Origin of the sequence: Paracoccus aerius, assembly GCF_014656455.1 — a bacterium.
Classification (GTDB): Bacteria; Pseudomonadota; Alphaproteobacteria; order Rhodobacterales; family Rhodobacteraceae; genus Paracoccus; species Paracoccus aerius.
In genome coordinates this window covers 1-19218 of the sequence record NZ_BNCL01000022.1, presented here as the reverse complement: position 1 = coordinate 19218, position 19218 = coordinate 1, and the positions used below count along the sequence as shown (strand labels likewise).

Here is a 19218-nt window from a genome sequence, read left to right as displayed (position 1 = left end):
GTCAGGCGGCCTTCGGTTCGACGAACATGCGGCCGCGCATCTCCATGTGCAGCGCGTGGCAGAACCACTGGCAGTAATACCAGTAGACGCCGGGCGAGCCTGCCACGAAGGTGACCGAACTGGTCTGCTGCGGCCCGATCTCCATCGCGACGCCGTGGTTGTTCAGCGTGAAGCCGTGGGTCAGGTCGTCGATCTCGTCCATGTTGGTGATGACAACCGTCACCTCGTCGCCCTCGGTCACGGTGAAGCTTTCCAGGCTGAAGTTCGGCGCCACGCTGGTCATGTAGACGCGGACCTTGTTGCCGTCGCGGATCACCGTATCCGTCCAGTCGTCGATGTTGACGCCATCCGCCTCGGCCTGCGCACGGGTTTCGGCCCACATCGGGTCGTTGCGGTCCCAAACCGACTTGATGCCCGACAGGATGGCAGGATCGACGGCGATCGCGTCATGGGGTTCGGCAAAGGTGGGGCCATCATGGACCAGCACCATCTTGTCGCCCGAGATGTCGATCAGCTGGTCGTTTTCTGGCTTCAGCGGCCCGACGTTCAGGAAGCGGTCCTTCGAGAACTTGCACAGCGCCACGAGCCAGTCGTTCCGCGCGTCCAGTGTCTCGCCCATCACGGTCTTGAGGTGGCCGGGCTGGTAATGGACGTCGATCTTGTCCTTGATCGGATCGACCTCCTCACCGTTGAAGGCGCGGATGGCGTCGGCGATGCTCCACTTGACGACCTGGCTGTCCAGGAACAGCGAGGTATAGGCGAAGCCGCGCCCGTCGAAGGCCGTGTGAAGGGGGCCAAGTCCCAGTTCCGGTTCGGCCACCACGGCGCTGCGCGGATCGGCGTTTTCGGCAAACAGGGCGTCGAACCTGGTGACATCCAGAACGGTCACGGTCGGCGACAGCTTGCCCGCGATGCACAGGTGCACCTTGTCGGGCGCCATGTTGCAGCCGTGCGGGTTGTTGGCGATCGGGATATAGCGGGTGAACTGGCTGTTCGCTTCCTTGCGCCCGTCCAGGACCTTGGCCCCGTTCACCTCCTCATAGCGGCCCTCGGCCACGGCCTTTTCGATCTCGGCCAGGTTGAAGACGACGACATGATCCATCTCGGCTTCCGTCATCTCGGCCAAGGTCATGCCCTTTTCCGAGTTGTACGAGGTCGAGAAGGCATACTTGCCGTCATAATCGGCGTCGCAGTTGTCCAGGTTGCCGGACACGATCACCTGCCAGGCGACCTGCATCTCCTCGGCATCGACGGCGGTGAAGATGTTCACATAGTTCGACACGTCGTCCATGTTCGTGCCGTCGTTGACCAGCGGCACCTCGTCCTCGCCATTGACGAAGATATAGTTGGTGCGCGGCCATTTCTGCGGGCGCATCCCGTGCATCGCCTTGGCATTGGGGATTTCCAGGATCGCGTCGCATTTCATCACGTCGCAACGGACCCGCGCCACGCGGCTGTTCGCCTTGTCGTTCATGAACAGATAGCGGCCGTCATACTTGCCCTCGGTAAAGGACATGTGCGGGTGGTGAAGATCGCCGTTGTCGTGGACGCGCTTGCCGTTGGCGGTCAGGATCTGGCGGGTCTTGTCGGTGATCGACCGTTCCAGAACGCGCAGCGATTCGTTGGTCTGTCCCCAGCCGGTCGCAGAACAGCGGTTGAAGACCGGGATCCGCATCAGTTCGCGCATCGAGGGAACGCCCAGGATACGCACCTCGCCGCTCTGGCCCGACGACCAGAAGCCGTAATAGGTGTCAAGCTGGCCCGGCGCGACCGCGCCAGTGCCCTCGGCCGCCATTGCCGAGCCCGCCGTGGCGGCGGTGACGCCCGCAGCGCCCCCCAGGCCAAGCGCCAGCCGCCCGCCGAATGCGGTGGCGGCAGCCGCGCCCCCCGCTGTCGCGCCCAGCAGCATCCGCCGGCTGAGACCCTTCTTGTCGATTGTTTCCATGATGATCTCCTTTGCGGATCAGGTGGAGGGTTCGGTGATGCGCGCCGCGTTGGGATGGCCTGCAGGGGGCCGGCCCAGGTTCGGGACCGCGCTTGCCGCCAGCTTGTCGCGCCGCTTCAGCTTCTTGATGACGACAGGGCAAACCTTGGGGGATTGGTAAAGCACTTGGCAGTGCAGGCAGTTGACGCATTCGTTCGGGTTGATCTCTCCGGTCGGATGGATCGCCTGAACGGGGCATTCATGGGCGCAGATCTGGCAGGGGTTTCCACATTCGTGATAGCGTTTCAGCCAGTCGAACATCCGCAGCCGCGCGGGGATCGCAAGCGCCGCACCAAGCGGACACAGATAGCGGCAATAGAAGCGTTCGACGAACAGTCCCGCGACCAGCAGCGCCACCGCATAGGCGACGAAAGGCCAGGCCCGCACGAAGTTCAGGATGATGGCGGTCTTGAACGGCTCGACCTCGGCCAGGCGCTCGGCCTGTTCGACGCTGGCCAGCGACACGCCGAACAGCGCTAGGAAGATCATGTACTTGATTGGCCACAGGCGTTCGTGCAGGCCCCAGGGCAGGGTCCATTGCGGGATGCGCAGCTTGCGCGCGACCTGGTTGGTCAGTTCCTGCAGCGCGCCAAAGGGGCAGAGCCACCCGCAATAGGCCCCGCGCCCCCAGAACAGCAGGGCGGCGGCGACCGCGAACCACAGGATGAAGGTCAGCGGATCCAGCAGGAAGGCCTGCCAGCTGAAGCCCGTCACCAGCGACCCGGTCAGCGCCATGATGTTGACGACCGACAGCTGCGCGTTGAACATCCAGCCCAGCACGATCAGCGTGAGGGCCAGATAGATCATGCGGAAGGCATGGAAGCGCCGCTCGTTCCTGACGGCGTAATGCTGGAAGAAGAACACGCCCGTCAGCACCACCAGCATGATGCCCAGCACCACGATCTTGGCCTGCGAGTCCAGCCAGATCCGCTTCCACAACTCGGCCTGGGCCTGCGTTTCCTCTTGAGCAGTGGGCGTCGCGACGGGCGTCGCCTCGGGGGCGGGCGCCGGAGGCGTGATCTGGCGCAGGTATTGCTGTGGCAACTCATAGCCCAGCTCAAAGGTCTGGAAGAGCTTTTCGATCGGTCCGACCTCGCGCTGCACCAGCAGCTGGAGCCGGAAGGGTTTTGTGGGATCGAATCCCGCGCCCGCCGGGATGCGGAACAGGTCCATTTCCGCGAAATCGGGCGCGCCTTCGGCGGCGATGGCGTTGATGCGGCGGTGATCCCGGTCGCGGAAGCGGACGGACACGTCGTCCTGGATCAGCACGATCCGGTCAAAGATGCCGCCGCGCACGTAGCCCGACCCTTTGAAACTGTAGAGACCGCCGCCAAAGACCGCGATGGCTTGGTCACCCTCGGCCAGCCAGCTTCGCAGGTTCTGGTCCGCCGCCTCGCCCAGGATCGCCCTGCCGATGCCGGGAACCGACATAAGCGCCACCTGCATGTCGATGAATGTGGTGTCCGGCGCTTCCGTCAGGGCGCGTTGGGTGGCGCGGATGTCGGGATTGGCGGCAAAGGCTTCGTTCACCTGGCCCACGTCCAGCAGCAGGCGGCGCAGGGTGCCGTCGCCTTCCATGGTGGCCCAGTCGGCCGGGGCCAGAACGGCGGGGTCGATCTCATAACGCGGCCCTGCGGCAGCAACTTCGGGCGCCAAGCCGCCCAAACCCAGGGCGCGCGCGACCTTCAGGCTAGACCGGATGACAGAGTCGTCGATCACCATCACCGTGACCGTCGCGCCCGAGATGATGTCCACTTCATGGGTGGTGCCGCCCGACCGCGCCTCGGCCACCAGATCAAGACCCTTGTAACCCTCGACCAGGGCGCGGACCTTGGCTTCCGAGATGCCGATCAGAACGATGGGTTCGGAATGCTTGACCAGCCGGACGCCCGCAATTTTCGCGTCAGAGTCAACGGCCACCAGCGTATGGATGGGCTTGCCGGAATATCCCGTGGTCCCCACGAAATCCGAGGTGACAAAGGCCCATGCCACGGTCTCATCCCCCTTCAACACGGGGGCCGCGGCCAGGTCGTCCCGGATCGGCCCAAAGCTGTCGGCACCGGGAACGAGGTCGGACGCGGTCTGGTCGGGCAGAAGGTCTTGCAGGAGGGTTTGCGCCGCCGCGGACGGGGCCTCCGTGAGCAAAAGGCACACCAGAAGCAGCAGGGCAGACAGCAATCGAAGGGGAGACAAGCTGGACAAGGTCATGCGTGGTGCCAAAGGGTTTGGTTGGAAGGACCGCGAGACAAGGGGCGGGTTCTTGCAAAGGGCGGGACGGCACGTGTGACGTGCCGCGAGAAGGCAAACGGCTGCTTAATCGCCTTGCGTTTGAAAAGATCGCTCGACACAGGGGCCCAAGCAATTTGCAGATGGCAAGCTGGACAGTGGCGGCATTCCTTTGTGGGCTCTCCAGTGGCGGCCAGAGCGGTGACCAGGACGGTTTCGATGATCCCATGGCAGCGAATCTCTATTGCCCCTGATGCCGTAATCGCTGCCGAGGCCTGCCCTCGACTGCCTGCCAACGGCAACGGGACCGGCAGGATTGTCAGGCAGGGCCGAGGTCGCGAAGGGCGTTGAGCGGGTGTCATGGGCCTTGATAGCTTGCCTGCCAAAGCGGGTCTTTGATATGTGTCAAACAAGACACTCGCTGCATATTCAGCAAGGAAACCATAGAGTGTTCAGGCCAATTAGGGGTTTGCCCCTTCGTCCATAAGGTGACGGGCCCACTGTCCCGAAAGCCAGGCGGCCGGGATGCCCAGCACCACCGAAGCCATCAGCGCCGTGACGGGCGACAGCGCGGGCAAGCCCACCGCCTGTCCCAGCAGCCCCAGCATGAACAGGTTGATCGCCACCGCCCCAACGGCGAAGACATAGAGCATCAGCGACAGTTTCCAGACCGGCCAGCGATCGTCCATGCTCATGCTCCCCTTGTTGCGCATGCCGCCATCTTGCGCGGTTTTCGTTTCGCTTCTTTGACTTTCGACAAGGATCGCCCCCGTCCGACCGGCGATGGTGCAACCGATCGCAATTGTATCGGGAGATCCTCGCCATGCGCGAAGTCCTGACAAAGAGCATGGCCCGGAACATCTTCTATGGCGGGTCGCTGTTCTTTATCCTCATCTTCATCGGCCTGTCGGTGCACAGCCACTGGTATATCGTGAACGTGTCCACGAATGACGCGCCGCTGACCGCCAGCGTGGCCGGCGGCAAGCACGTCTGGGAAAGGCACGCCTGCGTCAACTGCCATTCCATCCTGGGCGAAGGCGCCTATTTCGCGCCCGAACTGGGCAACGTCATGACCCGCTGGGGTGTCCAGGACGACCCCGAGGCCGCCTTCGAGGTCATGAAGGCCTGGATGGAGGCGCAGCCTTCCGGGATCGAGGGCCGCCGCCAGATGCCGCAGTTCAACCTGACCGACGAAGAAATCCGCGAAGTCACCGATTTCCTGCTGTGGACCAACAAGATCCGCACCCAGGACTGGCCCCCCAACGACGCCGGTTGATTGGAATCCATCATGAAGTATCAATCACAAAAGATCGCCCTGGCCTATATCGCCGTGGCCCTGGCCCTGTTCGCCACACAGGTGACGATGGGGCTGATCATCGGCTATATCTATGTCCAGCCGAACTTCCTGTCCGAGATCCTGCCCTTCAGCGTGGGCCGGATGGTCCATACCAACGCCCTGGTGGTCTGGCTGCTGACCGGCTTTTTCGGGGCCGCCTATTTCCTGATCCCCGAGGAAGCCGAGCGCGAGATCCATTCGCCTTTCCTGGCCTATCTGCAGCTGTTCATCCTAGTGGCGGGCACGGCAGGGGCGGTTGCCACGTATCTGTTCAACCCGTGGCAGGGCAATTACTTCGTCGGCACCCAGGGGCGCGAGTTCCTGGAACAGCCCACCTGGGTCAAGGTCGGCATCGTCGTGGCTGCGCTGATCTTTCTGTATAACGTCTCGATGACGGTGCTAAAGGGCCGCAAGACCACGATCAGCACGATCCTTCTGATCGGGCTGTGGGGATTGGCTCTGCTGTTCCTGTTCGCCTTCTACAACCCCGCGAACCTGGGCCTGGACAAGCAATATTGGTGGTATGTGATCCACCTGTGGGTCGAAGGCGTTTGGGAACTGATCATGGCCTCGATCCTAGGTTTTCTGATGCTGAAGCTGACGGGCGTTGACCGCGAGGTCGTCGAGAAATGGCTGTATGTCATCGTCGCCACCGCGCTGTTTTCGGGCATCCTGGGCACCGGGCACCATTACTTCTGGATCGGGATGCCCGCATACTGGCAGTGGATCGGCTCGATCTTCTCCTCCTTCGAGGTGGTGCCGTTCTTCGCGATGATGGCCTTTGCTTTCGTAATGGTCTGGAAGGGCCGGCGCGACCACCCGAACAAGGCGGCCCTGCTGTGGTCCCTGGGCTGCGCCGTGCTGGCCTTCTTCGGCGCGGGGATCTGGGGCTTCCTGCACACGCTGCACGGGGTGAACTATTACACTCACGGCACGCAGGTCACCGCCGCCCACGGGCACCTGGCCTTCTATGGCGCTTATGTTTGCCTCAACCTGGCGCTGTTCTCCTATGCCATGCCGATCCTGCGCAGGCGCGATCCCTATAACCAGGTGCTGAACATGGCGTCCTTCTGGCTGATGTCGGGGGGTATGCTGTTCATGACCTTCACCCTGACCTTCGCGGGCACGGTGCAGACCCATCTGCAACGTGTTCTGGGCATGGGCTACATGGAGGTGCAGGACCAGCTGGCGCTGTTCTACTGGATGCGCTTCGGGTCGGGCGTCGCCGTGGTGCTGGGTGCGATCCTGTTCATCTATGCCCTGTCCTTCACACGCCGCGAAGTCGTGCGCCCCGGCCCGGTCGAACGCAAACGCCTGGCCAACAACCCCGACCAAATCGCTGCGGAGTGACGACGATGGATGGAAGCTTCAACACAAGGGGAACTGATGCCCCCTTCTACTTGCCCCAGGCCGACGAATGCGACATCTTCGCCGCGGCTTATGCTAGGAACCTGCCCCTTCTGCTGAAAGGCCCTACTGGCTGCGGCAAGACCCGCTTCGTGGCCTATATGGCAGCGCGCCTGGGTCGACCGCTTTACACGGTCGCCTGCCACGACGACCTGTCGGCGGCCGACCTGATCGGGCGATACCTGCTGAAGGGCGGCGAGACCGCCTGGGTGGACGGCCCGCTGACCCGCGCGGTCCGCGAAGGTGCGATCTGTTATCTGGACGAGGTGGTCGAGGCCCGCAAGGACGTGGCCGTGGTCCTGCACCCGCTGACCGACGACCGCCGCATCCTGCCCATCGACCGCACGGGCGAGGAATTGCAGGCGGCTCCCGGCTTCATGCTGGTGGCAAGCTATAACCCCGGCTACCAGAACATCATGAAGACGCTGAAGCCGTCCACGCGGCAGCGGTTCCTGTCGGTGGAGTTCACCTTCCCCAGACCCGAACACGAAATCCCGGTCGTGGTGCGCGAAAGCGGGCTGGATGCCGACCGCGTATCCCTGCTGGTGCGGCTGGCCAACAAGCTGCGCGGGCTGAAGGGCCAGGATCTGGAGGAAGGCGTGTCCACCCGTCTGGTCGTCTATGCCGCGACCCTGATCGCGGGCGGCATGTCGATGGACCGCGCCATCCGCGCCGCCATGATCGAACCCCTGACCGACGATGCCGACATCCGCGCCGGATTGATGGATCTGGTCGTCGCGGTGATGGGCTGACGCCATGGGCCATATCGAGATCGCCCCCTGGGAACCCGAGGAAAGCGTCGGCAAGATCTGGCACTTCCTGGCCTCGCGCATGGATCCGCCGCGCCGCTATCCCGATGCGGCGGTGCGCTTCGACGACATGCGCGGGCGCATCGTCGTGCTGTTCCGCGGGCTTGGCGGGGCGGCCGATGTGGACCTGAAGCCGGTGGCCGACCAGGCCTGCCGGCACCGCATATCCCTGCGCCGCAAGCTAGCCTTCGAGACCGAACACCTGGCCCGCGCCAGCTTCGACGGCGGATCGTTGCGCCTGCCGGTGGACTTGGCGGTCTTTCCCGACAGGGCCGACAACGAGGCGCTGTTCCTGTGGCTGGCCGCCGCCTCGGCCCATGCGCCGGATTTCGTGTCCCAGGAGGATCCCTTCCTGGCCGACTTGGCCGCGATCCGCGCAGGCCAGGCAATGACACAGGCGACGCTGCAATCCGCACCCGGCCTGCGCCCCGTCTGGACGCGGCTTTGCGCGGCCCATCTGGCCGACCGCATCCGCCCGAACCTGTCGGGGGCCGAGGCGGGCGTCGAAGGTCTGGTCCGGCATCTGCTGGGCGATCCGGTCCGGGTTCACGCGGGGCTTCTGGCAGGTCTGGGCAGTCCCCCCATCCACTGGCGCGCGCCGCGCGGATACCGGCCCATGCTGCCCGTGCCCATGTGGCCCGACCTGCGCGGGTTGACCAGTGGCATCGCCTCCGAGGTGGCCAGCCTGCCCACCGGCGGCGAACCCGAGGAAACCGGCGACGGCACCGCCCGCAAGACGCGGCGGATCAAGGCCGACCAGGCCGAGCGCAAGGACAGTCTGATCCTCTACAAGTTCGAGGCCATGCTGACTTGGGCCGAGATGTTGAACATCAATCGCCGGGTGGAAGACGACGATCTGGATACGGCCAAGAAGGCCGCTGAGGACCACGAGGAAATCGTGCTGGGCCAGATCAGCAAGGCGCCGGCGACCAAGCTGAAGCTGCACCTGGATCTGGCACCCGAAGATGTGGACCGCGAACGAGTCGCGGGCAAGCACACCTATCCCGAATGGGACGCGCGGGGCGGCGTCTGGATGTCTGATCATTGCCGCGTCCTGGCAGCCCCCGTCGAGCCCGCGCCTGATTACGCGGGTATCACCGACCCCGCCGCCCGCCGCCGGATCGACGCGGTGCGCCGCCAGTTCCAGGCCCTGCGCCCGGCGCGCCTGATCCGCCATGCCCAGCCCGACGGCGACGACCTGGATCTGGACGCGACGCTGCGATCCGTCACCGATCTGCGTGCCTCGGGTCGCGGCAGCGACCGCATCTGGCGCCAGGCCCAGCCGGAAAACCGCGACTTGGCGGTGTCGATCCTGCTGGACGTATCGCGTTCGACCGAAAGCGCCGTGACCGGCCGTCCCGTCATCGATATCGAACGAGAGGCGCTGACCGCGCTTGCTTGGGGCCTGGACGCCTGCGGCGACCGCTTCACGATCCAGGGCTTTTCCTCGCTCAAGCGCGACCGGGTCTGGATCCACGACTGCAAGTCCTTCGACGAACCCATGACCCGAAGGACCGAGGCGCGCATCCACGCCCTCCGCCCGGGCTTCTATACCCGGCTGGGCGCGGCGATCCGCCATGCCTCGGCAGGTCTTGCCAAGGAGGGCCGGTCGCGGCGGCTGATGATCGTCATCACCGACGGCAAGCCCAACGACCTGGACCACTACGAAGGCCGCCACGGGATCGAGGACAGCGCCATGGCCGTGCGCGAGGCGCGGCGGGCGGGTCATGCGGTCTTTGGCATCACCATCGACAAGGGCGCGCAAAGCTGGTTCCCGCGCATCTTCGGCCAAGGCGGCTTTTCCGTGATCCGCGATCCCGACCGGCTGATCGGCACCTTGCCTCAGATCTATCGCCAGTTGGTGATGTAATGGACCTGGACGACCTGCCGGGCGAACTGATCATGTGGATCCTAATCGGTTCCGAGATCCTGGTCTTTGCGGCAGGCATCACGGCGATGTCGGCCATGCGCCTGACCGATCCGGCGGGGTTTGCCGACGCGCAGGCCATGCTGGACGGGCGGATGGCCGCGCTGAACACGGTCGTACTGGTCACGTCCGGCCTGTTCGCCGCACGCGCCGAACGCGCGGCGCACGCGGGCAACCGGCGCGGCGCGCGGCGCAACCTGATGTTGGCGACCTTGGGCGGGGTGATCTTCCTCGTGGCGAAGGGGTTGGAATACGCGCATGACCTGTCGACGGAGATCGGGATCGACACGCATCCCTTCTTCACCTTCTATTTCCTGCTGACCGGGTTTCACGCCGCCCATGTGATCGCAGGCGTGGCGGTGCTGGCCCTGGTGGCCGTGCGCGTCCGCCCCGAGCCCGTGCAGGCCGGGGCGATGTTCTGGCACATGGTCGATCTGATCTGGGTGCTGATCCTGCCGCCGATCTATCTGCTGATGTGAGGGCGTGATGACCGACAGGCTGACCCGCAACTGGCTGCTGCTGATCGCCCTGATCCTGGCGACAACAGGACTGGCGACCCAGGATGGGGGGATCGCCGCCGCGGGCCTGCTAGCCCTGGCCTGGGCCAAGTCGCGCGCGATCCTGGGCGGGTTCCTGCACCTGGACCGCGCGCCGGAATGGCTGTCGGCCTTCCTGGTGCCGCTAGGGCTGTGGCTGGCCTTGGTCTGGGGACTGGCTGCGGTCAGATGACCTTGCTCATGGCCCCGAACGCGTCGGCCTGGGCCAGATCCTGCAGCCGTGATACCGATGCGATGGCGGCGCTTGACTGGTTCACCCGCACGCCCAACTCGCGCAGCTTGGCAAAGGCGCGGGACAGGCTTTCGGGCTTCATGCCCAGCCGGCCCGCGATCAGCCCCTTGTCATAGGGCAGCACCACGGTCGCGCTTTCCGCGCCCTCGGGGCACAGTTCCAGCAGGAACTCCGCGACCCGCTGCGCGCCCGACCGGGCCTTCAGCTGCTCGATCTGCTCGACCAGGCCCTGCAGGTGCAGGAAGGTCGCGGACAGGATGGAAATCGCGGCCTCAGGCCGGGTTTGCAGCATGTCGAGGAAGGCCCGCGCAGGCACGGCGATCAGATCGCAGGCAGTCGTCGCCTCGGCCGACACGGGATAGGCTGCGCGGCGCAGGGCGATCGGCTCGCCGAAACTTTGGCCACGCGTCATCACGCCCACCACCGCCTCGGCCCCGTTGGGTGCGATACGGTACAGCTTCATCCAGCCATCCGCGACGATATGGATCGCATGGGCGTCGTCGCCATGCTGGAACAGCACCTGCCCGCGCCGCAGCCGGACGACATGGGCCGCATCCAGCAGCCCGTCGCTTAGTTCCGGCGGCAGGGTGGCGAAAAGCCGCGACTGGCAGGCGATCTGGCGGTGCGCGGCAGACAGTTTCAGGCTCATCGGAACGATCCTTCCTGAAAAAGAAAGCCGGGGTGCGGTGGAGGCCGCCGCCCCGGATTGGCTATGGGGCGGCGAGTGCCGCCCCGTCGGGAAAAAGGTTTACTGAACCTGTGCGATTTCCGCATCCATGCGCTCGCGCGCCTTTTTCGACATCTTGGCAGTCTTGGCGGCTTCCAGGTTCGCAGGCGCGTCGCCTACCTGGATCAGGCCGACCATGCCCATCGCGAAATGCGGGGTGCATTTGACACCGTAAAGGCCCGGCTCGCTCACAGTCAGCGAATATTCCTCGTTGATCTTGCTTTTGAAGGTCTCGACGCCCTCGGGCAGAATGTCCTGGATCGCCTCGACGTTGTGGCTCTTGTCGGTGGGGACGAAGTGGATCACGTCGCCCGGCTCGGCTTTCACATAGGCGGGTTCGAACACCATCATTCCGGCTTCGCCCTTATTCAGCATCTTGACCTCGTGTTCGGCCGCGAAAGCAGTGCCAGCCAGGACGAGGGCAAGGGCAGGGGCTGCAAGGAAGAGTGCGCGTTTCATCTGTTATCTCCTGAGGCTGCGGATCGATTGTTGAACCCGCTGGTCAGGAATTAGCGCCCCGGCGCCTGCTCCACTTTGACATAACGCAAAGAGCGAGGCTATTAATCCGAAGGATCGGCGATGCGCGCTAGGCCCTCGGCATCAGTCACGGTCAGCTTCTGCCGCCCGCCTTCGACCAGGCCCTGCGCCTCCCAGGACGACAGCAGGCGTGACACGGTGTGCAGCGTGGTGCCCGTCATCTCGGCGATGTCCTGGCGGGTGATGGGAAAGTCGATCCGGGTGCCGGTGGCCTCGATTCGACCGGCCTTTTCGGCCAGGCGCAGCACCGCATGGGCCACGCGGCGCTCGACCTCCTGGGTGGACATCTCGCGCAGGCGGGTATGAGCCTCGTCCAGGCGCTGCCCGATCGTCTGCATGGCATTGATGGCGAGGCGCGGGTTGTTTTCCACCACCGCGTCCCAGTCGGCCATGGGCCAGCCCACGACGATGGATTCGACAGCGGCGCGCGCAGTGCCAGGATAGTCGGGGCGGGCCAGGGCGCGGGCAAAGCCGAACAGGTCGCCCGGATGAACGACGCGGACCATCACCTGCTGGCCGTCAGGCGTGACCTGCGTCACCTTCAGCCGCCCGTGCAGCAGCAGGTAAAAGGCGACCGCCTCGGCGCCTTGTTCGAAAACAAGGCCCCCTGGCAGGACGCGGCGCGGCGTGGCGCGGGCCATCAGACGTGCAAGCGCCGCCGGGTCCATCTGCCGGAACAGGGGCAGGTTGCGCACCTGGGATACGTCAATTGCCACGTCTTGCGCCTTCACCATGGGTCTCTCCATGTGTGCCGCAAAACGGAGTGGGGCGCAAAGCTTTCGAGAATATCGGTCAGCCTGCCACCTCTCTGACAAGACGAAAACCAAGGTTGGCGGGGGGCACGCCCACGGAACAGCCGCCCGATTTCGGATCACGGACGAAATCGGCCACGGCGGCGCGGTGCAGCCCCTCGACGATGAAGATACCGCAGGTCTCGTCCTGCCGCTGGATCCGACCCGCCGCGTCCAGATCGACCCGGCGCAGGCAGGTCGAGGTCCATTCCCAGACCGAGCCCCCGATGTCGCGGATACCGCGCGAATTGACGTTCAGGCTGCCCACCGGGCGGAGCTCCCGGTCCAGGTCGCGGCTGCGGGCCGCGTCGGCCGCATATTCCGCCAGCCACAGGACGGCCGGGTTGTCGGGATCGGCTTCCACGCCAAGCGCATCGTCGCGAAACATCTCGGCCGCGGCAAAGGCCCATTCGGCATCGGAAGGCAGCCGCCAGGTCTGGTTGGTTCGTTCCGACAGCCATTCGGCAAAGGCCACCGCGTCCAGCCAACTGATCCCCGTCACCGGCAGATTGGGCCGATCAGTAGGACCGCCGGCGGGCAGGCAGGCGCCTGCCGCCACGCAGTCCAGCCACTGCCCGGTGCTGACGGGGGTTTCCATGATCTCGATCGGGGCGGGAAGCTGCGTGGTCTGCACGGGGGCGTCGGTGGCCCGGCCATCCCGGCGCCAGTCGCCGTCCAACCGGTGCGCGAAGGGCTGCGGGTCAAGCCGCACCATCCGAGGCAGGTCCACAGGGGGTTCGCGGTCCTGGGGCCACAGGGTCAGGCCAAGCGCACCGGCAACGGCCCCGGCCAGCATGAAGGCAGTCGCGTGCATGTCCTTCGCTCCGGTTGGGGAAAGGGATGGACCGCCCCTGCGGCTGATGCAGGGGCGGCATGGGCCGGGGCCGCGTCAGACGGCGGCGGGGGCCAGAACCTGCTTCATCAGGTCGTCGTTCCATTGACCCTTCACGACCACATGGGCTGCGGCGCCAAGCTCGAAGGCCTCGATCAGGTTATGGTTCACATAGGCATAGATGCCCGGCTGCTCGAAGGTATAGACCATCAGACAGGCCGTGCCGCCGGGAACAAGCCAGGTTTCCAGACCGGTTTCGGGCGGGTTGTTGAACTTGCCCGTGGCCCAGACGTAATCGCCATGCCCGCCGATCAGATGCGGCCGGGTGTCCCGGTTGGCCTGGCTGTGGACGAAGGCCACCGTTTCGCCGACATTCGCGGTCATCGCCTTGTCGCCGGTCAGCGCGCCCACCCCGCCGTTGAAGACCACATGGGTTGGCGTCAGGGTCTTCATGACGGTCACGACATCCTCGTAACTTTCGCCGGGGCTGGCATAGGTCTTCCAGCTGCCCGCCTCGTCGCGCGGGACATAGAAGTCCTGCTCGCCGATGTAGTAGACCTTGTCATAGCTGACCAGCTTGCCGTCGCGGTCCTTCAGCCCGTCGCGCGGCAGCACCATGATGGCGCCGTTCATGCCCGACACGACGTGCCATGCCACCATGCCCGGAGGGGCGCAGTGATAGACGAAGACGCCCGGCTTGGTGGCCTTGAAGCGCAGCACGCAGCGTTCGCCGGGGTTCACCTGGGTCAGCGCGCCCCCGCCCAGCGCGCCGGTGGCGCTGTGGAAGTCTATGTTGTGCATCAGCTCGTTCGTGGGCGGGTTGATCAGGGTCAGTTCGACATAGTCGCCTTCATGGACCACCATCAGCGGGCCGGGAACGGTGCCGTTGAAGGTGGACGCCCAGTATTCCGCGCCGCTGTCATCCAAGGCGATCTTCTTCTCGATGATGTTCATCTCGAACTCGACCACCTTCGGGCCGCCGGTCGCGACTTGCTCGTGGGCGTGGACAAAGGGAGGATCGACCAGGTCGACCTTGACGCGCGGCAGGCTGTCCACATCCACTGCGGCGGCGGGGGTCAGCACCTTGGCCGCATCCGCGGTTTCGGCGGCGGCGATGCGCACTTGGCTCAGTGCGCCGGCGATGGCGACGCCGGCCAGGATCGTGCGGCGACTGACGGACAGGTTGGTCATGGCTGGTTTCCCTCATACTCGATGACTGGTGCGACCCGGTTCAATCCGGTTGAGTGAATACTGCCATGCCGGTGGCGCCGGGACGTTGTGCTGGAACAAGCAACTGCGTCCCATTCGCGCCGATGCTTGCGCCACCGCAAAGAGCGGGCGCATTTGCGGCCTATCGCTGGGAAAGGCGATGGAAAGGAACCCTTCGATGCCCGACACCAAACGTCCTCGAATCCCCCGCGGTCTTGCCAAGGATGGGGCCGCGCTGTGGTCCTATGGCTTCCGGCCCTTCTTCCTGGGCGGTGCCATCTGGGCGGTGGCCGCGATGGCCCTGTGGATTGCCGCGCTGATCCACGGCCTGCCTCTGGGCGGCGACTATGGCCCCGCCCAGTGGCACGCGCACGAGATGGTCTTCGGCTTTGCCCCGGCAGTGCTGGCAGGCTTCCTGCTGACCGCGATCCCGAACTGGACCGGATGCCTGCCGGTATCGGGCCGGGCGCTGATCGGGCTGGCCTCGGTCTGGGCTGCCGGGCGCGCCGTCATGGCCGGGGCGGCATTGACCGGCCCCTGGCTTGCGGCGCTGATCGACTCCGCCTTCCTGCCCCTGGTGCTGGCGATGGCAGCCCGAGAGATCGTCGCCGGCCGCAAGTGGAACGACCTGAAGGTCCTGGGCGGGGTCGCGGCGATCATGGCGGGCAACCTCGGCTTTCACGGTGCGGTGCTGCTGGGCGGCCATCCTGGCGCCTGGCTGCGCGCGGCGGTGGCCGGCTATGTGCTGCTGGTCCTGATCATCGGCGGGCGCATCATCCCCAGCTTCACACGCAACTGGCTGGCCCGGCAGGGCGCGGGCGCGATGCCCGTGGCCTATGACCGCTTCGACATGGGGGTGATCGCCCTGTCGGCCCTGGCCCTTGCCATCTGGACCCTGGCGCCAGAATCGCGGCTGGCGGCCTTTGCCTGCGCAGTTGCGGGTGTCCTTAACGGCGCCCGGCTGGTTCGGTGGCGTGGACTGGCGGTGAGAAGCGAGTCGCTGCTGTTCGTGCTGCACGCGGCTTACGCCTTCGTGCCACTGGGGTTCCTGGCGCTTTCGGCGGCGGGGATGGGCCTGCTGATGCCGGCCTCGGCGCTGCATGTGCTGAGCGTGGGGGTGATCGCCACGATGATGCTGGCGGTGATGACGCGAGCGACGCGGGGCCATACCGGCCAGGCGCTGACCGCATCGCGGTGGACCGCATTGTCCTATATGTGCCTGTTCGCCGCGGCCCTGGCGCGGCCGATGGCGGATCTGACAGGCCTCGTCGGCTTGATGGAGGCGTCCGGTCTGCTGTGGATCGCGGCCTTCGGTCTGTTCGTCGCCGAACATTTGGGGATGCTTCTGCGGGTGCGGCGGAAGGCCAAGGCCGCGATGGCCTGACGCAAGCAAGATCAGAACGCCCGCACCTCGATCCTGTCGGGCGTCCAAAGCGGGTCCCACGTCAGCGCCACGCTGGCTTGGGTCACGCCCGCCACCCCAAGCACTGCGGCCTGGGCCCCTTGGCGCAGCATCTCGGACAGGGGGCAGCCGCGGGTCGTCGTCGTCATGGTGATAGAGACACGGCCGCCCTGGACGGTCACTCCATAGATCAGGCCCATGCTGACGATTTCGCGTCCGGTTTCCGGGTCCACCACCTGCCGCAGAGCGGCGGTCACCGCTTGCTGCAGGTCATCCATGATGCACCGCGCGATCCGGGCCGCCTGAACGGATCAGCAGCCGATAGGACATGCCGTCAGGGGCAAGGTTGCCAGCCCATTCATGTCCGCGCTGTGCAAGCTCGGGAAACAGGAACATCGGTTCGCGGTCCAGCAGCGCAAACAGAACCTCGCCTGCCTGCATTCCCGCAAGCGTTTCAAGGATGCGCACCATGGGTTCGGGCGGCATCAGGCCCGCAAGATCCAGCACATGCGACGGATCGGGCCACAGGGCAGCGCCCGGTGTTGATCCCGGGGCAAGGCCGGGGTCCAAGACGGCATCCTCCAGCGGTGCAAAGACCACCTCCCATGCCCCGTCGGGCCGGCGGCGGTCGCTGACGCCGAAGCCGCGATTTGCCATCACGCTGAACAAGGGTGCCGGTCGGAACGGTGCGATCAGGCGCAACGATTGTCCGGGCTGCAACCGGTCGGTGGCCTCCATGATGGCGGCGAAAGGCTCTTCTCCGCGCGCAAGCTGGGGGCGGACATCAAGTTCAAGCGGGCAGGGCGTGGTCATCGGACGAACTCCGCAAAGGGACGGGAAGAACAAGGGGCGGCAGATGGTCGGGCAGGCGCGCCGGATCGAGATGGCGCAGGCGGCGGATGGCAAGAAGTTCACGGGTCAAACCCAAGACTGCAACCAGAAGGATCATCGCCGACACTTGGAACAGCAGGGGATGTCCCACAGCTATAGCAAACGTCCCGCCGGCCACGCCCGTGGCCCAAAGGCCCAGGCAGCGTCCGGCAAAGCGGGCATCGGTCAGATCGGAAACCAGAGGCACCGGGCGTCGTCCGATCTGCGGGGCGAATACCTGGATCCAGGTCAGGAAGGACACGATCTTGACCATCTGCGCCAGCGTCAGCGTCGAAAGCCAGCCCACAAGGGCCAGAAACATCGCAGCTTCGGCCCAGGCGGCGCCCCAGCGAAAGGTAGGCACCATCAAGGCTGCCGACATGGCAAGGCAGATCATGGCCGCGCGACTCCATCGCATGTTCACCTCGGTCTGGAGGCGGTGACGGCTGCGCCACAGGCGAAGCATCTCGACCAGATAAAGGCCGGCGGTCACGGCACCTGCTACAGCGACCAGAAGGCCCAAGGGCAGCCTAGGCCCCCTGGCCAGGATCGACCCCGCCAGTCCAAGCACCAGCACCACGACAAGGGCCGCCATCCCAAACACCGCCTTGCGCAGGGGGCCGTCACGATCGGGCGCCAGCAGGAACATAGCGAACAGCTTGTAGCTGACCCCGAAGGCCGCAAGCGTCAGAAAGCCCCCCGTGCCCAACAGGACGTGTAAGGGCAATGCATCAGGAATGAAGACGGGCAACAGGTTGTATCCTGCCAGCGTCAGGGCCATTGCCGTTCCCGTGCCCCACAGTCCCGCAAGCGCGATCAGGGCCAGGGCAACCATCCGCACTTCGGCCTGTCGAAGGCCTTGCCCGGCAAGAAGCGTCGGCACAAGCATCACCGCCGTCAGGCCGAACCCTGCCACCACGACCGCAGGCGCCAGCCCAAGCAAGTTCTGCCCAAGCACCCAACCGTCCATTGACAGGAACCCGGCAGCCAGCATCGCGGTGCCCAGGCCTGTCAGCAGCAGCGCGGGCAGGGACAGCCCCGGCATCTTCAGTGGCCGCGCACACAAGACCGGCGTGAACTGGATCAGCGCGCCGATCATCATCTGGCACAGCCAGCCAAGCGCGAACAGGTGCACGGTTGCCATAGCAGTGCCCGCAGCCCAGCCTCCGGGCCCCGCCAGCCCCACCGCTGCAAAGCCCAGCGAGGCGATCAAACAACACAGCGCCGAGGCGAACCAAGCCATTGTCCAACGTGCAATCTGCTTGCCGATCATGACACCTCCGGCGAAAGTCCGAAACCGCATTATGGCCTTTAATGCCTGCACGTCTTTGCGGCTGGTCAAAGATCGGCACGTGATCGCAAGGGCAGGGGCAGAGCTCTAACGAGACATATGAAGTATCGGATCACCACCCGCAGGCACGTGCAGGTTGTCTCTTGAGCTTCAGGCAGCCAACCGTCAGAGCTACTGAATTAGACGCAGTTCGGGATCAAGCCAGATCTTTGGCGAGCTGCAGTGCATGAGGACGATACTCGGCTATCCTCCTCGACGATGCAAATAGAGGTCTCTTTTTCCGATACATACAACTCGGCATAATGCTTCCTGCTGCGCTTCTTCCCTGGCCCTTTTGGCTGCTTCACTCATGCCTCATTCCATTATAAGGCCAAAGCGCAGCACCTCATGACGAGCGAGATAGGAAGTGGGCGCAAGCCGAGTACGCCATCTAGAGCCTAGACCGCCGACGAATGACTGGTCGGCGCGGCCGTATAGGCGTCCAGCATATTGGCGACCATGCGCGCAAGCGGCCGGCCTTCTGGCGTGATCCTCAATCCCCAGGGGCCAAGCTGGACCATGTTGCCGAATTGCGCGACAAGGGGATCGAAGGCCTGCTGCAACTGGGCGGGCGTCAGGCCGTAGTCGCGGGCCATTTCCGCCGCATCCACCCGGAAATCGCACATCACCTGCTCGATCATCCGGCCTCGCCACAGATCCTCGGGCGTGAAGGCATGGCCCCTGGCATGGGGCAGGCGACCCTCGCGGATATGGGCGGTATAGGCGCCGGTCGCGGGGGCATTCTGCGCGTAGCCCTGCGGGAAGCGGGAGATTGAGGATGCGCCAAGGCCCAGCAGAACCTGCGCCCCGTCGTCGGTATAGCCCTGGAAGTTGCGCCGCAACCGGCCCGCCTTTTGCGCAACCGCCAGCCCGTCGCCAGGGCGCGCGAAATGGTCGATGCCGATCTCGGCGTAACCATCGGCCACGAATAGGTCGCGGGCGGTGTTGAACAGGGTCAGCCGATCCTCGTTGCCGGGCAGGGCGTCCTCGGGGATCATCACCTGGCGCTTGGACATCCAGGGCACATGGGCATAGCCATACA

At 65.2% G+C, this 19218-nt stretch carries 19 protein-coding genes; 7 read left to right on the top strand and 12 right to left on the bottom strand.

Features of this window, described 5'->3' with window-relative positions:
* Position 1 precedes the first annotated feature (1 nt).
* The 3 genes from nosZ to IE224_RS17735 form a co-directional block, all read right to left on the bottom strand.
* Positions 2 to 1945 (bottom strand): TAT-dependent nitrous-oxide reductase, encoded by a 1944-nt coding sequence (gene nosZ / locus IE224_RS17745; RefSeq protein WP_191312407.1) that lies wholly within the window; start codon positions 1943 to 1945, stop codon positions 2 to 4.
* A gap of 18 nt (positions 1946 to 1963) precedes the next feature.
* The gene (locus IE224_RS17740) at positions 1964 to 4192 is read right to left on the bottom strand and encodes a NosR/NirI family protein (RefSeq protein WP_191312405.1); all 2229 of its coding nucleotides are present in this window, start codon (positions 4190 to 4192) and stop codon (positions 1964 to 1966) included.
* A 479-nt stretch (positions 4193 to 4671) separates the two neighbouring features.
* Positions 4672 to 4905, bottom strand: coding sequence for a hypothetical protein (locus tag IE224_RS17735; RefSeq protein ID WP_191312404.1), 234 nt, complete (start codon positions 4903 to 4905; stop codon positions 4672 to 4674).
* A 128-nt stretch (positions 4906 to 5033) separates the two neighbouring features.
* Here IE224_RS17735 and IE224_RS17730 point away from each other — a divergent pair, with 128 nt between their 5' ends.
* Genes IE224_RS17730 through IE224_RS17705 form a run of 6 tightly spaced genes read left to right on the top strand, consistent with a single transcriptional unit; the run spans position 5034 to position 10418 of the window.
* Positions 5034 to 5486: a c-type cytochrome gene (locus tag IE224_RS17730; RefSeq protein WP_191312402.1), complete on the top strand. Its 453-nt coding sequence runs from the start codon at positions 5034 to 5036 to the stop codon at positions 5484 to 5486.
* 12 nt (positions 5487 to 5498) lie between these two features.
* The gene (locus IE224_RS17725; RefSeq protein WP_191312400.1) at positions 5499 to 6896 is read left to right on the top strand and encodes a cbb3-type cytochrome c oxidase subunit I; all 1398 of its coding nucleotides are present in this window, start codon (positions 5499 to 5501) and stop codon (positions 6894 to 6896) included.
* A gap of 5 nt (positions 6897 to 6901) precedes the next feature.
* On the top strand, positions 6902 to 7705 hold the full coding sequence (locus IE224_RS17720; protein WP_191312398.1) for a CbbQ/NirQ/NorQ/GpvN family protein: 804 nt from the start codon (positions 6902 to 6904) through the stop codon (positions 7703 to 7705).
* 4 nt (positions 7706 to 7709) lie between these two features.
* Positions 7710 to 9632, top strand: a complete 1923-nt coding sequence (locus IE224_RS17715) for a nitric oxide reductase activation protein NorD (RefSeq protein WP_191312396.1) — start codon at positions 7710 to 7712, stop codon at positions 9630 to 9632.
* On the top strand, positions 9632 to 10168 hold the full coding sequence (locus tag IE224_RS17710; protein ID WP_191312395.1) for a cytochrome c oxidase subunit 3: 537 nt from the start codon (positions 9632 to 9634) through the stop codon (positions 10166 to 10168). The genes IE224_RS17715 and IE224_RS17710 overlap by 1 nt, the downstream gene beginning before the upstream one ends.
* 7 nt (positions 10169 to 10175) lie before the next feature.
* Positions 10176 to 10418, top strand: a complete 243-nt coding sequence (locus tag IE224_RS17705) for a cytochrome C oxidase subunit IV family protein (RefSeq protein ID WP_191312393.1) — start codon at positions 10176 to 10178, stop codon at positions 10416 to 10418.
* On the opposite strand, the gene IE224_RS17700 is transcribed toward IE224_RS17705, so the two are convergent.
* From IE224_RS17700 to nirK, 5 genes are all read right to left on the bottom strand, one after another.
* Positions 10411 to 11127, bottom strand: coding sequence for a Crp/Fnr family transcriptional regulator (locus IE224_RS17700; protein WP_191312391.1), 717 nt, complete (start codon positions 11125 to 11127; stop codon positions 10411 to 10413). The genes IE224_RS17705 and IE224_RS17700 overlap by 8 nt on opposite strands.
* Positions 11128 to 11226: 99 nt before the next feature.
* The gene (locus IE224_RS17695) at positions 11227 to 11664 is read right to left on the bottom strand and encodes a pseudoazurin (protein ID WP_191312389.1); all 438 of its coding nucleotides are present in this window, start codon (positions 11662 to 11664) and stop codon (positions 11227 to 11229) included.
* A 101-nt stretch (positions 11665 to 11765) separates the two neighbouring features.
* Positions 11766 to 12476 (bottom strand): Crp/Fnr family transcriptional regulator, encoded by a 711-nt coding sequence (locus IE224_RS17690; protein WP_191312387.1) that lies wholly within the window; start codon positions 12474 to 12476, stop codon positions 11766 to 11768.
* Between the two features lie 58 nt (positions 12477 to 12534).
* Positions 12535 to 13347: a formylglycine-generating enzyme family protein gene (locus tag IE224_RS17685; protein WP_191312385.1), complete on the bottom strand. Its 813-nt coding sequence runs from the start codon at positions 13345 to 13347 to the stop codon at positions 12535 to 12537.
* A 75-nt stretch (positions 13348 to 13422) separates the two neighbouring features.
* The gene (gene nirK / locus IE224_RS17680) at positions 13423 to 14556 is read right to left on the bottom strand and encodes a copper-containing nitrite reductase (protein WP_191312383.1); all 1134 of its coding nucleotides are present in this window, start codon (positions 14554 to 14556) and stop codon (positions 13423 to 13425) included.
* 196 nt (positions 14557 to 14752) lie between these two features.
* Here nirK and IE224_RS17675 point away from each other — a divergent pair, with 196 nt between their 5' ends.
* Positions 14753 to 15958, top strand: coding sequence for an NnrS family protein (locus IE224_RS17675; protein WP_191312381.1), 1206 nt, complete (start codon positions 14753 to 14755; stop codon positions 15956 to 15958).
* An 11-nt stretch (positions 15959 to 15969) separates the two neighbouring features.
* Here the strand turns inward: IE224_RS17675 and IE224_RS17670 are convergent, their stop codons facing one another.
* From IE224_RS17670 to IE224_RS17655, 4 genes are all read right to left on the bottom strand, one after another.
* Positions 15970 to 16254, bottom strand: coding sequence for a metal-sulfur cluster assembly factor (locus IE224_RS17670; RefSeq protein WP_191312379.1), 285 nt, complete (start codon positions 16252 to 16254; stop codon positions 15970 to 15972).
* Positions 16247 to 16789, bottom strand: a complete 543-nt coding sequence (locus IE224_RS17665; RefSeq protein WP_191312377.1) for a DUF2249 domain-containing protein — start codon at positions 16787 to 16789, stop codon at positions 16247 to 16249. Before IE224_RS17665 ends, IE224_RS17670 begins: the two co-directional genes overlap by 8 nt.
* Positions 16767 to 18119 (bottom strand): hypothetical protein, encoded by a 1353-nt coding sequence (locus IE224_RS17660; RefSeq protein WP_191312375.1) that lies wholly within the window; start codon positions 18117 to 18119, stop codon positions 16767 to 16769. The genes IE224_RS17665 and IE224_RS17660 overlap by 23 nt, the downstream gene beginning before the upstream one ends.
* A 455-nt stretch (positions 18120 to 18574) precedes the next feature.
* Positions 18575 to 19218, bottom strand: a 644-nt coding sequence (locus tag IE224_RS17655) for an oxygen-independent coproporphyrinogen III oxidase (protein ID WP_506330851.1), incomplete at its 5' end; no start/stop codon positions are given.

Excerpts from the sequence above, each read along its gene's own strand:
- IE224_RS17735 (WP_191312404.1), bottom strand. The coding sequence starts at position 4,905 with ATGAGCATGGACGATCGCTGGCCGGTCTGGAAACTGTCGCTGATGCTC.
- IE224_RS17710 (WP_191312395.1), top strand. The coding sequence starts at position 9,632 with ATGGACCTGGACGACCTGCCGGGCGAACTGATCATGTGGATCCTAATC.
- IE224_RS17690 (WP_191312387.1), bottom strand. The coding sequence starts at position 12,476 with ATGGTGAAGGCGCAAGACGTGGCAATTGACGTATCCCAGGTGCGCAAC.
- IE224_RS17670 (WP_191312379.1), bottom strand. The coding sequence starts at position 16,254 with ATGGATGACCTGCAGCAAGCGGTGACCGCCGCTCTGCGGCAGGTGGTG.
- IE224_RS17715 (WP_191312396.1), top strand. The coding sequence starts at position 7,710 with ATGGGCCATATCGAGATCGCCCCCTGGGAACCCGAGGAAAGCGTCGGC.
- IE224_RS17730 (WP_191312402.1), top strand. The coding sequence starts at position 5,034 with ATGCGCGAAGTCCTGACAAAGAGCATGGCCCGGAACATCTTCTATGGC.
- IE224_RS17740 (WP_191312405.1), bottom strand. The coding sequence starts at position 4,192 with ATGACCTTGTCCAGCTTGTCTCCCCTTCGATTGCTGTCTGCCCTGCTG.
- nosZ (WP_191312407.1), bottom strand. The coding sequence starts at position 1,945 with ATGGAAACAATCGACAAGAAGGGTCTCAGCCGGCGGATGCTGCTGGGC.
- IE224_RS17720 (WP_191312398.1), top strand. The coding sequence starts at position 6,902 with ATGGATGGAAGCTTCAACACAAGGGGAACTGATGCCCCCTTCTACTTG.
- IE224_RS17725 (WP_191312400.1), top strand. The coding sequence starts at position 5,499 with ATGAAGTATCAATCACAAAAGATCGCCCTGGCCTATATCGCCGTGGCC.
- IE224_RS17700 (WP_191312391.1), bottom strand. The coding sequence starts at position 11,127 with ATGAGCCTGAAACTGTCTGCCGCGCACCGCCAGATCGCCTGCCAGTCG.
- IE224_RS17705 (WP_191312393.1), top strand. The coding sequence starts at position 10,176 with ATGACCGACAGGCTGACCCGCAACTGGCTGCTGCTGATCGCCCTGATC.
- IE224_RS17675 (WP_191312381.1), top strand. The coding sequence starts at position 14,753 with ATGCCCGACACCAAACGTCCTCGAATCCCCCGCGGTCTTGCCAAGGAT.
- nirK (WP_191312383.1), bottom strand. The coding sequence starts at position 14,556 with ATGACCAACCTGTCCGTCAGTCGCCGCACGATCCTGGCCGGCGTCGCC.
- IE224_RS17665 (WP_191312377.1), bottom strand. The coding sequence starts at position 16,789 with ATGACCACGCCCTGCCCGCTTGAACTTGATGTCCGCCCCCAGCTTGCG.
- IE224_RS17660 (WP_191312375.1), bottom strand. The coding sequence starts at position 18,119 with ATGATCGGCAAGCAGATTGCACGTTGGACAATGGCTTGGTTCGCCTCG.
- IE224_RS17695 (WP_191312389.1), bottom strand. The coding sequence starts at position 11,664 with ATGAAACGCGCACTCTTCCTTGCAGCCCCTGCCCTTGCCCTCGTCCTG.
- IE224_RS17685 (WP_191312385.1), bottom strand. The coding sequence starts at position 13,347 with ATGCACGCGACTGCCTTCATGCTGGCCGGGGCCGTTGCCGGTGCGCTT.